Below are 14,415 nucleotides of genomic sequence, written 5' to 3'. Positions count from 1 at the left end.
GAAGATTCCGTTCGACTTGCATGTGTTAAGCATACCGCCAGCGTTCATCCTGAGCCAGGATCAAACTCTCCGTTTTGATATGGAAAGCTCTATAGCTCATTTAGCTGCTCTTTTTTAACTTCAGCTTAGTTCTTTTTTATTTGCTTGACGCAATTCACTTGCTGTATAATCGCTTTCAAACTATAATATTTTCAAGGTTCGGTGTCTTTCAAGCGTCGCTCTTTCGCGCTCCGCTTCAAGCACTTATTCAATATAACGAACCTATCTTCATGTGTCAACTATTTTTTCCAAAATTATTTGGAACTGTTTCTGCGTCTCCTGAAACTGTCCACAGTGCCTGGTTCTAGGCAACAATGGTTTATGCACTGTGTTGACTAAGGATGAAGCTAGCGTGAATTTTCAGTCGGTAATCAGTTTATTGCATCATTTCTGGGGCGAACGCGGTTGTCTGATCGCCCAGCCTTACGATATTGAGAAGGGGGCTGGTACTAAGAATCCCCAGACTTTTTTAAGAGCATTGGGACCGGAACCTTGGGCTGTTGCCTATGTTGAACCGTGTCGTCGCCCTACGGATGGGCGCTATGGCGAAAATCCCAACCGCTTCCAACACTATTATCAGTACCAAGTTCTGATTAAGCCTTCACCAGATAATATCCAGGAGATTTATCTTGATTCTTTGAGGAGTTTGGGTATTTGTCCTGAAGATCATGATATTCGGTTTGTAGAGGATAATTGGGAAGATGCGACGGTGGGTGCTTGGGGTACTGGTTGGGAAGTCTGGTTAGATGGGATGGAAGTTACTCAATTTACCTATTTCCAACAGTGTGGGGGTATTGATTGCCGTCCGGTGTCGATTGAGATTACTTACGGGTTAGAACGGCTGACAATGTATCTCCAGCAAGTCGAAGCATTTACTAAGATTCAGTGGACTGACAATATTACTTATGGTGATGTTTTTCTGCAAAGTGAGATTGAGCAGTGTACTTACAATTTTGAAGCGTCTAATCCTGAGTTGCTTTTGACACTATTTAATTTATATGAGCAGGAAGCTAGCCAATTGACTCTGCGTGGATTGGTTTTACCTAGCTTGGATTATGTGATGAAGTGTTCTCACACGTTCAATCTGCTCGATGCTAGAGGTCTGATTTCTGTGACGGAGAGAACTCGCTATATTGCCAGAATTCGCCATCTCGCTAAGAACGTGGCTCATTTATATGTTGACCAAAGGCACAAGTTAGGTTTTCCCTTGCTTAAACATTCTATTAACTCAACAGCAAAGGGAACATCCTAAAGGGTGCGGGCTAGTGCACAAACTAAGTTTACTAAAAACAATTGCATATTTTGTCATGTCATAAGTGGCGATCAAGTCAGTAATTTTATTTACAGCTAGATCGGCACTATTAAACCAAGCGCCTGAGTTGAACACGAAGCGATCGCTAGCACCACCACCTGTCAGAATATCATTACCTTTACCGCCTATAAGGTTTTGATGTTTTTATGGAATGGTTATAAAATTCTTGGCATTTTCTCATTCCCTGCTTGAAAAGCAGGGAACAAGGGAATCCTAACTTGCAGCTAAATTGCTCCAACCCACGTAGGGTAATTTTGCAGCCGTTACCCGAACTTGGTCAGCATTCGCCACCAACTGACCGCAAGCGTCCCAAGTTCCAGAAATAAATGTGCTTCTTGTACCTTCACCGATCGCAATTGGGGCAGTGTAATCATCAATTTGCACTTGCAAGATTTCCAGATTCACTGTCACGGCGGCTTGGGGATTGGCAGCGACTAAATCTTGCAGTTGTTTAACAGTAACAGCATCGGCTGTCACACAAGGTATGCCCATTGCCACACAGTTACCGAAAAAGATTTCGGCGAAGCTTTCACCGATTAAAGCTTGGATTCCCCATTTTGCGATCGCTTGGGGTGCATGTTCTCGTGATGAACCACAGCCAAAGTTACGGTTGACTATTAAAATATTCGCGCCTTTGTATTGGGGTTGATCAAAGGGATGTTCGCCTTTGAGTGCTGTCCGGTCGTCGATAAATGCGCCTTCGCCTAAGCCATCAAAGGTAACGGCTTTCAAATATCGCGCGGGAATGATGCGATCGGTATCTATATCATTGCCTACTAAGGGTATACCGCGCCCTGAAACTGTTTTAACTTCGCTCACCATATACTTGACAAAGGGATTGGGGATTGGGGACTGGGGGAGGTGAGGGGCAGGGGAAAAGGTTAAAGGTTAAAGGGTAAAGGGTAAAGGGATAAATTTAACCTTTCCCCCTTACCCCTTTCCCTTTCCCCATTCCCAATGCCCCTCTAAAAATTACAAGAATTCGCGCACATCAGAGACTTCACCTTTAATCGCAGCAGTGGCGACCATCGCCGGACTCATTAATAATGTCCGACCGGAGGAGGAACCTTGTCTGCCTTTAAAGTTGCGGTTGGAGGAGGAGGCGCTGATTTGTCTTCCTTGTAGTTTATCCGGGTTCATCGCTAGGCACATGGAACATCCTGGTTCGCGCCACTCAAATCCAGCTTCTTGAAAGATTTTATCTAGTCCTTCAGCTTCTGCCTCTTCTTTCACCCGTTCAGAACCGGGGACAACGAAGGCTTTGATTCCTTCTGCAACATGGCGACCTTTGGCGATTTTCGCTGCTTCTCGCAAATCACTAATTCTGCCGTTGGTGCAACTACCAATAAAGCAGACATCTATTTTAGTGCCCTTGATCGGTTGACCGGGATATAAGTCCATGTAGCGGTAAGCTTCTTCGGCAATGAATCGGTCTTCTTCTAGCAGTTCTTCTGGTTGAGGTACTGACTGGTGGACACCGATACCTTGACCGGGAGTAATCCCCCAGGTAACGGTAGGAGGAATTTCCGCAGCGTCAAATACTACTACATCATCATATTGGGCATCTGCATCACTCTTGATGGAATCCCACCAAGCTACTGCTTTATCCCAATCTGCATCAATGGGTGCAAAATCTCTGCCTTTGAGGTAATCGTAGGTGACACGATCAGGATTGACATAGCCGCATCTAGCACCGCCTTCGATCGCCATATTGCAGACAGTCATCCTCTCTTCCATATTCATTTGCTCGAATGTCGTACCTGCAAATTCGTAAGCATAGCCCACGCCACCTTTCACACCAAGGGTGCGGATGATATGCAAAATGACATCTTTGGCGTAAACACCAGGGTTGAGAGTGCCGTTAACTTCGATTCTGCGGACTTTCAGTTTCGAGAGGGCGAGGGTTTGGGAAGCGAGAACATCCCGGACTTGGCTAGTACCGATACCAAATGCGATCGCACCAAATGCCCCATGACTGGATGTGTGGCTATCTCCACAAGCGATCGTCATTCCTGGTTGAGTCAGCCCAAGTTCGGGAGCAATCACATGAACTATACCTTGACTACCAGAACCAATATTGTAAAAAGTTATGTTATTTTCTTGACAGTTCTTTTCCAGCGCCTGAATCATTTCCTCTGCCAAGCTATCTACAAAGGGACGCGCCTGGTTTTCTGTCGGCACAATATGATCGACTGTGGCGACAGTACGCTCTGGAAACAGTACTTTTAGACTTCTCTCGCGTAACATAGCAAAGGCTTGGGGACTGGTGACTTCATGAATTAGGTGAAGCCCGATAAATAGTTGCGTCAGCCCTGAGGGAAGTGTACCGACGGTGTGTAAGTCCCAAACTTTATCAAACAGGGTACCTTTGCTCATACGTCAATCAATATTTAAGGAGTCCGGTCTTAAATAGTATCAAAAAAAAGTCCAGGTTTTTCTATACCCTTCATATTAGTTACATCTTTGCACTCTTATTTTTCTGTGCCTCTGTGGTTTTATTTTTTTTAACGAACCGCAGAGGCGCAGAGAACGCAGAGGAAGGGAGAAAATATCGCTTTTGAGGCAGCAAATCCGAAATATCGAGATGCAAAGATGTAAATAACTTTATCCTTTTGAACAAGGATATGTTAAGACAATACCAGATTATTGCACTACCAGATTATGCCCATAGATTTACGGGAATTTTATCAGGCTAGCGATCCCAGCAGAACTCTGTTTGTGAACAATAGCTCTGATGGCAAGTATTATATAGATTTTTCCTCGGTACGAGGTGGTGATATTCTTGGCAAGCTGAAGCAAAAGATTACTTTTTTTAAGCCGAATGAACCCACTTGCACTTTATTTACTGGGCATATTGGTTGTGGAAAATCGACAGAACTATTACGGTTACAGGCAGAACTGGAAAAGTTAGGTTTCCATGTGGTTTATTTTGAGTCCAGTGACGACTTGGAAATGACCGATGTCGATATTGCTGATGTGCTGCTAGCGATCGCTCGGCGGGTGAGTCAAAGTCTGGATAAAATTACTCTGGAGTCACCCAACAAGTTTAATGAATTGTTGCAAGGTGCTTGGAAGGTCTTAAACTCCGAGGTGACGGCGGGAAAAGTTAAGCTTCCGGTGGTGGGGGATGTCGGTTTATCGGCAGATAAAGATAAGTTTTCTCTGTCTATGGGCATTGGTGAAATCACCGCGAAGATGAAAAATGACCCAACGCTGCGAGAAAAACTCAATCAGTATTTAGCACCGCAAAAAACTAAGTTGCTGGAGGCGATTAATCAAGAATTATTGGAACCTGCGATCGCTAAACTCAAACAGCAAGGTAAAAATGGTCTGGTGGTAATTGTCGATAATCTTGACCGCATAGATAATCGTGCCAAACCTTGGGGTCGTCCGCAGCAAGAATATTTATTTGTCGATCAAGGTGAGTTTTTGACGAAGCTGAATTGTCATCTCATCTACACCATGCCTTTGTCTTTGAAGTTTTCCAACGATTACGGAATGCTGACTCAGCGTTTCCCAGAAGACCCCAAGGTGTTACCAATGGTTCCTATCCAATGGTCTGATGGCAGCGTTCATCCGCAGGGAATGTCACTCATGCAGCAAATGGTACTAGCTAGAGCTTTTCCTGACATGAAACCAGAGGATCGTTTAAGTAAAGTTACTGAGATTTTTGATAGTGCTGCTAGCCTAGAGCGTTTATGTAAAATAAGCGGTGGTCATGTGCGGGACGTGCTGAGGCTGCTGAATACCTGGATTATGGAAGAAATGAGTCTTCCCCTAACAGCTGAAACCTTAGAGCAAGTTATTCGTTCTCGCCGGAATGAAATCATGTTACCGATTTCTGAGGACGAGTGGCAATTGTTACGTCATGTCAAGGAAAGGAAAAAGGTAAGCGATGACAACGGATATCAAAAACTGATCCGCAGTCGCTTTGTCTTTGAATATCGCGATGGTGGCCAGTCTTGGTTTGATGTTAATCCGGTTTTGGCTGAGGCGAGAGAACTACAGTGAAGTCTCTTTCCCTTACCCACTCACCCGCCAGGGATTAAAATCCCAGGCTAATAGCTAAAGTCCTCTTAAGAGGACTAATAATTACTTCCAGTCCACTTCAGTGGACTTCAGCTATTAGCCTTGCACTTAAGTGCAAGGCGGGATATGTTAACCCAACGTCAAAATAGATGGTAAAAATCCGCACCTGAAAAGCATATTAGCTCTATGAGTCCACAGCAACCACCAAAAGATGACCATGTAAACAACGATCGCTCTATAGCACAATTAGCTTGGGCAATCGAGTCCTCTGTGGGACAGTTTAAGCTGATTTTGGCACGATGTAATTATGTCAGCCTGCGCGATCGCTTAATCTCCAGATTGCAGGAAATTTGTCAAGTTGAAATTTGTGTCTTGGCGGTGCAGCAATCAAACAGGACTCTTTATACTGCGATTCAGGAAGAATTCGGCGAAAAGATCCCAGCCTGTGTAATGGTTGTGGGTTTGGAATCAGTGCAGAATTTATCTGTGATGTTAACTTCTGCAAATCAGGTGCGGGAAGAGTTTCGCAAGAATTTTGCTTTTCCCTTAGTGTTGTGGATTGACGATGAAATCTATAAGCAACTAATACAGCTTGCGCCAGATTTGGAAAGTTGGGCAACTACAAGAAATTTTGATATATCAACACAAGAATTAGTATATTTTGTCACCGAAACGGCTAATTATTGGTTTGGTAATAACTCAAAATTTAGCGTAGATATATATAACAAGCTGGAAAAGGAGTTAGAAGCGGCGCAAAGATATTTACTCAATCAGCCAGATATTTATAATTTAGAAATTCAAGCTAATTTAGAATCTTTATTAGGTTTTATCAAACAGATAAATAATCAAAAAGATTTGGCGCTACAGTATTATCACAAAGCTTTTGAGCTATGGCAGCAAAGTAATAATTTAGAACGTCAGATAAAAATCCTCGGTGAAATAAGTTTTTGTTATTATCTCAAAGCTTTTAAACATCAAGATATCAATCACCCCGATTGGCAAGCAGCTTGGCATTATCTTCAAGAGTATATAAATTTTATTAACCAGTTACGAACTCCAGATTTAACTGACTTTTCACCTAATCTGGAAAACTTAACGCGAAACCTAACTCCCCAACCCCCTTTTCTACTAGGGAATGGCGAGAATTCAAAGCCTCTCTCCTGCAAGGAGAGAGGTTTGGAGAGAGGTTTTCCATATTATCAGGGAGATTTAATTGCTAATGCAGTAGTTAAGTTCGGTGATATCTTGCGAGACTTGCAAAAGTGGGAAACTTTGCAGAGTCTTGCAGAAAAAGCTTTAGTAGTACATCAAACTAACAACCAGCTAAGGGAATTAGCCAAAGATTACGGTTTTTTAGCTGAGGTGGCTTTGGCTAAAAAAAATTGGGTTGAAGCAAATCAGCTTGTTCAGCAAGCTTTGAAAGTTTTTGCTGCAATTCCCAATGTGGAATCAGCGAGTATATCAGGGGTTGTATCTGAGATTTCCAAAAGAGATTTCAAATCAAAAGATTTGAGTTTATATCAGTTGGTTTTAGGTCGTTCTCAATACCATTTAGGTCAAATTCAACAGGCAACTCTCAGCTTAGAAACTGCGAGAGATGTAGGTAATCCCCTAGAAGATGTCAGGCTTTACTTGGATATTCTCAGGTTTTTGCAGCTGCTTTATTTTGAGCGGAAAGAATATCTCAAAGCATACAACATCAAACAGCAACAGCGTTCTATTGAACAACAATTTGGCTTGCGGGCTTTTATTGGTGCGGGTAGGTTAGAAGCTACAAAGCAGGCATTTGTCGAGACATTGCGCTCAAACTCTCCTCAAGGAAATATTGCCCCAGAAATTGCTGCATCTGGTCGCCTGTTGGATGTAGAACGTTTAATCGAACGCATGGGTCGCCCTGATTATAAGTTGATAGTAATTCATGGGCAATCGGGCGTAGGCAAAAGTTCTCTGGTGAATGCGGGACTAGTGCCAGCTTTAAAGAATAAAGCGATCGGTGTTCAAGATTATATGCCGGTGGTAATGCGGGTTTATACTAACTGGGCGGAAGAATTGGGGAGGCTTTTGGGAAATGAGGGGGATGAGGGCAGCACTTCGGCTACGCTCAGTGACCGGGGGCAGGGGGCAGGGGGCAGCACTTCGGCTCCTTTCGACTTCGCTCAAGGCAAGTCGCTCAGTGACCAACGCGGAAATCGAGCGACTTGCACTGAGCGGCGTCGAAGTGAGTCGAGATTCAATGACCAACGCTCAGTGACCGGGGGCAGGGGAGAAGGGTATGAGGGGGAGTTAGAACTTCAAGTTTCGACCTTTGAACTTGGAAGTTCACCCTCAGAAGGTCAACTTCCACCTTCAGAAGGTCAACTTCCACCTTCAGAAGGTCAACTTCCACCTTCAGAAGGTCAACTTTCACCCTCAGAAGGTCAACTTTCACCCTCAGAAGGTCAATGTCGAGCCTCAGAAGGTCAACTTTCACCCTCAGAAGGTCAACGTCGAGCCTCAGAAGGTCAACTTCCACCTTCAGAAGGTCAACTTTCACCCTCAGAAGGTCAACGTCGAGCCTCAGAACTCGGAACTACGCAATATTTGATATGCAGACTCAAAGAAAACGAACAGCGCAATCTTCGCACAGTCCTAATTTTCGATCAATTTGAGGAATTTTTCTTTGTTTACACCGAACCTGCACAAAGAAAGCAATTCTTTGAGTTTCTGGGAGAGTGTCTAAATGTTCTATCAGTGAAAGTTATCTTATCGCTGCGGGTAGATTACATCTATTACTTGCTGGAGTGCAATGATTTGCCCAGTCTCAAGATTATTGGCAATGACATACTCAGTAATAATGTGCTTTACAAGTTGGGGAACTTCTCACCTGCTGATACCAAGTCAATTATTCAGCGTTTAACTGAAAATACTAGTTTTCGCTTAGAACTGGCTTTAGTTGATCAACTGGTGCAGGATTTAGCCGGGGAATTGGGTGAAGTTCGTCCCATTGAGTTACAGGTTGTGGGGGCGCAACTGCAAACGGAGAACATTACAACTCTGGTAGAATATCAGCAACGCGGCACTAAGGACGAATTGGTTAAGCGTTATTTAAATGAAGTTGTTAATGATTGCGGTGAAGAAAATCAAGAAGCCGCAGAAGTATTACTGTATTTACTCACCGATGAAAAAGGAACTCGCCCGTTAAAAACTCGTGCTGAGTTGGAACGCGATTTGATGCCGTATTTCTCGGAGATCCCCCCAACCCCCCTTAAGAAGGGGGGCTTAATTTCTTTAACCCCCTTTTTAAGGGGGTCGCCGCAGGCGGGGGGATCGGAAGCTAGGGCGGAACAAGCTTCTGAAATCAGTAAATTAGATTTAGTGTTAGAAATTTTTGTTCAATCCGGCTTAGTGGTTTTGCTACCAGAAAACCCCGGCGATCGTTATCAACTGGTACATGACTACATCGCTGCTTTTATCCGCCAGCAACAGGAACCGAAGTTAAAGCAGGTAATGGCTCAACTGGAAAAAGAACGAGAACAAAGAAAACAAAGTGAAGCGAAACTTAATCGTGTTCTCAAACGCGCCCTTTTTGGTTCCATAAGCGCAGGTTTAGGATTTGCTGTTTTAGCAGCAGCAACATTCCAGTGGGCAGTAGAGGCAAATGTTAGTCAAATTAACGCCATCAATAATTCTTCTGAAGCCTTTGCTGTCTCTGAACAATACCCAGATGCTTTAATAACAGCTTTAAGGGCAAGTAGCAAACTCAAGCATACACTTTGGGCACAGCACGAAAGCAATACTCTAATGCACGCTGTGTTAACTTTACAGCAAGCGGTTTACTTAAAGCCAAATGAAAAGAAAGAAAACCGTGCGATCGAGGTAAATACCTTAGAAGGGCATAGCAGTACAGTCATTAGCGTCGGATTCAGCCCCGATGGCAAGACACTGGCTTCTGGCAGTAATGACAAGACGATCAAACTCTGGGATGTCAGCACAGGCAAAGCGATCAAAACCCTGACTGGGCATAGCGGTTCGGTCATTAGCGTCGGCTTCAGCCCCGATGGCAAGACACTGGCTTCTGGTAGTTTTGACAACACAATCAAACTCTGGGATGTCAGCACAGGCAAAGCGATCAAAACCCTGACTGGGCATAGCAGTACGGTCTGGGGTGTCGGATTCAGCCCCGATGGCAAGACACTGGCTTCTGGCAGTGGTGACATCACCATCAAACTCTGGGATGTCAGCACAGGCAAAGCGATCAAAACCCTGACTGGGCATAGCAGTACAGTCATTAGCGTCGGATTCAGCCCCGATGGCAAGACACTGGCTTCTGGTAGTTTTGACAACACCATCAAACTCTGGGATGTCAGCACAGGCAAAGCGCTCAAAACCCTGACTGGACATAGCGGTTCGGTCATTAGCGTCGGCTTCAGCCCCGATGGCAAGACACTGGCTTCTGGTAGTTTTGACAACACAATCAAACTCTGGGATGTCAGCACAGGCAAAGCGATCAAAACCCTGACTGGGCATAGCAGTACGGTCTTTAGCGTTCGTTTCAGCCCCGATGGCAAGACACTGGCTTCTGGCAGTAATGACAACACCATCAAACTCTGGGATGTCAGCACAGGCAAAGCGATCAAAACCCTGACTGGGCATAGCAGTCCGGTCTTTAGCGTCGGCTTCAGCCCCGATGGCAAGACACTGGCTTCTGGCAGTGATGACAAGACCGTAATTTTATGGGATTTGGATTTTGATAATTTATTACACAGTGGTTGCAACTTGTTGAATAATTACCTGATTGCCCATCCAGAAGCGTTAGAAGAGTTGCAATCATGCCAAACTCCATCTCGCTTGATGTTGGGGGCGACAACGTTAGTCATCCAAGGTGAGAAGTTAGCGCGAAATGATGATATTAATGGCGCTGTTGCAAAGTTCAACAAAGCACAGCAGTGGGATAATAAATTAAAGTTTGATTCGCAGGCGAGAGCGAAAGAGTTGGCGAATCAAGGTAAGGTTGAACACTTAGTTGATGAAGGGAACAGCCGCTTACAAGAGAAAAAGTTTAAGGAAGCGCTAGCGGCTTATACCGAAGCCCTCAAGCTCGATCCAAAAGCCGAAGTTCCTGCTGATTCTTGGAATACACTATGCTGGGACGGTAGTCTGCAAAAACAAGCTGCTGATGTATTACCAGCCTGTGAAAAAGCCATTGCACTTGCACCTGAAGATGGCGACATTCGTGATAGTCGTGGCTTGGCTAGGGCGCTAACAGGCAACTATCAAGGAGCAATTGAGGACTTTGAAGCATACATCGCCCAGCCTGGAGATAAAGATAGTAAAGCACAACGGCAGCGCTGGGTGAAAGATTTACGAGCGGGGAAGAATCCGTTTACAGATGCAGAGCTTGAAAAGCTACGCAATCAGTGATACGCATTTGTCATTGCGAACGTAATGACATAAACAATAGGGTTCGGTTAAAGGGGAAAGGGAAAAGGGGAAAGGTTTTGAATACATCCTTTACCCTTTACCCTTTCCCCAGACCACAAGGAAAATGAAAAATGTTTATCCGAACCGTATTGATGACATAAATATTTTTGCATAAGTACTCAAAAGGGCGATTATAAACTGCGTCTATACAAATAAAACCGACCTCCCTGGGTTTCAAACCCTCAGTTTTTTCTCAGTCCGTTTTTGCGGACTTTGCCCGTATAGCCATAAATTCCATTCGCTCTGGATTTGTAAGTGCGATCGCTCCCATTCAATAGGGCTAAGATTGAGTTGCATCAATATATATAGATAAAATAGATAATCACAAGGTAAAAGGATGGCATACAGCGATTTTAGTCTCGCTAAGGTGAAAAAGAGTTTTGGCTTAACACTCGATGAAACTCGGAATTTATTTGCTGATACCAAACCTGTTACACCATCAGAAACGCTGAGAACGATTTTAATCGATTACATTCCTTTAGCAACTGCAATTTCAACCGAAAAAGCCAGATCAGAGTTTTTAATTGCCCCAATCCTCGCAGAAGTCAGACGATTATTAAATAATAAAATCTCACTGTTCTCTGGAAATGAATTTAATATTGATGCAACTCTAGGCTTACAAGGCTTTTGCGATTATATAATCAGCAATTCACAGGAACAATTATTTATTTCTGCTCCAGTAATGTTTATTTTTGAAGCGAAAAAAGAAGATATTATCGGCGGTTTGGGTCAATGTGTAGCGGCAATGATTGCAGCCCAACTATTCAATCAAAATCAAGGCAATGAAGTTAGGCGAATTTACGGCTCGGTTACTAGTGGAACTAACTGGAAGTTCTTATTTTTAGAAGGGACAACTGTTTATATAGATTTGACTGAGTACTATATTAAAGAAGTTGATAAAATTTTGGGTATTTTGTTGCAACCTTTTCAACCTGTTTTAACTGTTGTTTAAATACACAGCAGAATTCAGAATTCAGAATTCAGGAGTCAGAATTCAGAAGTAAAACAGGCTTTATATCTGTCTTTGGAACTTAGCTTGTGTACTTCACTAACTTGAAATTTGCTGTATATAAGAATTCTATAGCAGTCCTATTTGATTCATGAAAAATATAGAAAAGAAAACGTAGACGCAAAGCGGCTTGCCGCAGGCTACCGCAAAGTACTGGCTTTGGCGCAAAGGGAAAAAAGAAGAAAGAGATATACAATTTTCACAAATGATTTAGGATTGCTTTATGAGTCTATATTGTCTAGTTCACGGTGCTTTCCAAGCCACTTGGTGTTGGGATTTGCTCATTCCTTATTTAGAAGCACAGGGTCACAAAACTGTAGCAATGGATTTGCCAATTGAAAATGCATCTGCTACTTTGTCCCAATTTGCAGATGTAGTAATTCAAGCACTGCCAAAAACTGATGATGATATTGTCCTAGTCGGTCACTCAATGGCTGGTACTATAATTCCTCTGGTTGCTGAAGCAGTAAAAGTGCGTCAACTAGTGTTTGTGGCTGCGCTGATACCTTATCCCGGAATCAGTACACTCGATCAATTTTCTCATCGTCTTGATTCTGATACGCTCAAATCATTTAATTACCAGCCAAAAGAGTCAAGTAAACTCGAACAGTTCCACGATGAACCTGATATGTATGAACCCGCTTCCGTAGGCAAAGATTATTCAGACGAAGCAGTATTAAGGGAGTTTTTCTTTCATGATTGTCAACCAGATGTAACACAGTGGGCAATTTCGAAAAGTCGTTCGCAACAATCTATGGCATATATTTTTGAAACGAATCCTCTAAAAGCTTTGCCAAATGTTCAACGTAAATATATTGTTTGTAGCAATGACCGAATATTGTCTCCTACATGGTCACGCTACGCTGCACAAAAGCGCTTAGGAGTCGATGCTATCGAGCTACCTGCTGGACATTGCCCACACCTGTCTCGTCCTGAACTTCTCGCCTCAATATTAACTAGTGATTAATTGTTTGAGCAATTTAAAATCTTTTGCCCAAGTGGCATATCTGAATGGTGCGTTAGCGCAGCCCACCGTAGGCATCGCTCATAATAGATGAAACCCCATAGATATAAGAGAGGTTAAAGATGTTAAATGCAGTTGAGTTTCAAGCAAAGATTCAAAATGGTTTAATTCAGATTCCTGATGAGTATAAACAAGAACTTGGTGAAGGAGATGATATTAAAGTAATCGTTTTGGTGACTAAAAAATCATCTAAAAAAAGAGACATAATTGATGAATTAACAGAAAATCCTGTTCAAGTGGATGGTGTATTCAGCCGTGAGGAAATTTATAACCGATAATGATGAGTTCTGGTACATCTTTTATTGATACAAATGTTTGGCTTTATCGTTTATTTGACGATAACAAGATGGAAGTTACAGAAAGAACAAGAAAGCGTAATATTGCTATTGCAATTACAGAAGCTGAAGGAATCATCATTAGTACACAGGTTGTGAATGAGGTTGCTGCCAATTTGCTCAAAAAAGCAGCCTTTAACGAAGGACAAATTAAAGCTGTGATTCAGTCGCTTTATAGTCGTTGCCCTGTAGTAGAGTTCAATCTGACTATTTTTGAATCTGCATCGGATATCCGCAGTCAATATAATTTTTCTTTTTGGGATAGTCTGATTATTTGTTGTGCGCTATCGGCAAGAGCAAATATTCTCTATTCTGAAGATATGCAAGATGGGTTAGTAGTCGCTGGTCAGTTAGAGATTGTGAATCCATTTAAAAAAGGCTAGAAACCGCATCTAAGCTGCCTCTAGCCTTAATTTAATTAATGGGCAGTACCAGACTCGAACTGATGACATCCTGCTTGTAAGGCAGGCGCTCTACCAACTGAGCTAACCGCCCGTTTGACTAATTCTTAACTAATATAGCAAAAGATTTCGCGTTGCGCTAGTAGTTTTAAGAAAATCTTTTTTTCTCTTATACTGACTCAGTATTGAGTTAACTCAGGATTTAGGATGCCCTCTGGTCGGACGCACGATCGCATTACTATGTATGCTCTGCCGTTCGTGGCGGGCGTTACTTTCTGGCAGACTCGCAGTAGCAATGCGACTTTGTTGGTTGCAGGCGGGTTTCTCTTTGGTGGGCTGATGTTTGGCCCCGATTTGGATATTTACTCTGTGCAATTCCAACGCTGGGGTTTCTTGCGCTGGATTTGGCTACCTTATCAAAAAAGTCTCCGGCATCGTTCTTTTTTATCCCACGGGCCGATTATTGGTACGATTTTGCGGATACTTTATCTGGGGTGTTTGCTGGCTATTGTGGCTATTTTTCTTTTGGCGATCGCTGAAAGGTTGTGGAATCTAAGTTTTAGTTGGCAGGATTTGGGACAAACTGTGGGGCGATCGCTCGTGCAATACGATACTGAATATATCGCCCTGTTTTTGGGCTTGGAACTCGGTGCGATGAGTCATTCTCTCAGCGATTGGGGCGGATCGGCTTATAAACGGTTTAGAAAGCAGGGGGTTCGGGGGTTGTTTCCTAGTGGCAAAATTAAGAAGCGGAAAGTGAGGGGTGGTAGTCGTCGGGCGAGAGTGAAGAAATAATTTTTTTAAAC

At 43.2% G+C, this 14,415-nt stretch carries 10 protein-coding genes, 1 tRNA gene and 1 rRNA gene; 8 read left to right on the top strand and 4 right to left on the bottom strand.

Features of this window, described 5'->3' with window-relative positions:
• Positions 1-76 (bottom strand): 16S ribosomal RNA (locus tag RMX98_RS15975); the annotation flags it as partial.
• Between the two features lie 315 nt (positions 77-391).
• On the opposite strand from RMX98_RS15975, the gene glyQ reads away from it, so the two are divergent.
• The gene (glyQ, locus tag RMX98_RS15970) at positions 392-1,291 is read left to right on the top strand and encodes a glycine--tRNA ligase subunit alpha (RefSeq protein WP_409881521.1); all 900 of its coding nucleotides are present in this window, start codon (positions 392-394) and stop codon (positions 1,289-1,291) included.
• Between the two features lie 273 nt (positions 1,292-1,564).
• Here the strand turns inward: glyQ and leuD are convergent, their stop codons facing one another.
• Positions 1,565-2,173: a 3-isopropylmalate dehydratase small subunit gene (leuD, locus tag RMX98_RS15965; RefSeq protein WP_409881519.1), complete on the bottom strand. Its 609-nt coding sequence runs from the start codon at positions 2,171-2,173 to the stop codon at positions 1,565-1,567.
• Between the two features lie 150 nt (positions 2,174-2,323).
• Complete coding sequence (gene leuC / locus RMX98_RS15960) at positions 2,324-3,727, bottom strand: 3-isopropylmalate dehydratase large subunit (RefSeq protein ID WP_409881518.1); 1,404 nt, start codon at positions 3,725-3,727, stop codon at positions 2,324-2,326.
• A 285-nt stretch (positions 3,728-4,012) separates the two neighbouring features.
• Between leuC and RMX98_RS15955 the strand changes: the two genes are divergently transcribed.
• From RMX98_RS15955 to RMX98_RS15930, 6 genes are all read left to right on the top strand, one after another.
• Positions 4,013-5,362 (top strand): P-loop NTPase fold protein, encoded by a 1,350-nt coding sequence (locus RMX98_RS15955; protein WP_409881517.1) that lies wholly within the window; start codon positions 4,013-4,015, stop codon positions 5,360-5,362.
• 204 nt (positions 5,363-5,566) lie between these two features.
• A complete protein-coding gene (locus tag RMX98_RS15950; protein WP_409881516.1) occupies positions 5,567-10,780 on the top strand; it encodes a ribosome assembly protein 4 in 5,214 nt (1,737 codons plus the stop codon).
• A 397-nt stretch (positions 10,781-11,177) separates the two neighbouring features.
• Positions 11,178-11,792 (top strand): hypothetical protein, encoded by a 615-nt coding sequence (locus tag RMX98_RS15945; protein WP_322677489.1) that lies wholly within the window; start codon positions 11,178-11,180, stop codon positions 11,790-11,792.
• A 280-nt stretch (positions 11,793-12,072) separates the two neighbouring features.
• Positions 12,073-12,816: an alpha/beta hydrolase gene (locus tag RMX98_RS15940; RefSeq protein WP_322677488.1), complete on the top strand. Its 744-nt coding sequence runs from the start codon at positions 12,073-12,075 to the stop codon at positions 12,814-12,816.
• Between the two features lie 119 nt (positions 12,817-12,935).
• Positions 12,936-13,151 carry a hypothetical protein gene (locus tag RMX98_RS15935; protein ID WP_322677487.1) on the top strand — a complete coding sequence of 72 codons (216 nt, stop codon included), beginning with the start codon at positions 12,936-12,938 and terminating at the stop codon, positions 13,149-13,151.
• Positions 13,151-13,591: a PIN domain-containing protein gene (locus RMX98_RS15930; RefSeq protein WP_322677486.1), complete on the top strand. Its 441-nt coding sequence runs from the start codon at positions 13,151-13,153 to the stop codon at positions 13,589-13,591. The genes RMX98_RS15935 and RMX98_RS15930 overlap by 1 nt, the downstream gene beginning before the upstream one ends.
• A gap of 39 nt (positions 13,592-13,630) precedes the next feature.
• Here the strand turns inward: RMX98_RS15930 and RMX98_RS15925 are convergent.
• Positions 13,631-13,703 (bottom strand) — tRNA-Val (locus tag RMX98_RS15925).
• Between the two features lie 113 nt (positions 13,704-13,816).
• Between RMX98_RS15925 and RMX98_RS15920 the strand changes: the two genes are divergently transcribed.
• Complete coding sequence (locus tag RMX98_RS15920; RefSeq protein WP_322677485.1) at positions 13,817-14,404, top strand: metal-binding protein; 588 nt, start codon at positions 13,817-13,819, stop codon at positions 14,402-14,404.
• Positions 14,405-14,415: the final 11 nt, after the last annotated feature.

Origin of the sequence: Nostoc sp. DedQUE02 (assembly GCF_034531035.1) — a bacterium.
In the GTDB taxonomy this organism is placed as follows: domain Bacteria; phylum Cyanobacteriota; class Cyanobacteriia; order Cyanobacteriales; family Nostocaceae; genus Nostoc.
The sequence above is the reverse complement of the archived record's forward strand: the minus strand, read 5'-3'. Positions and strand labels throughout refer to the sequence as shown.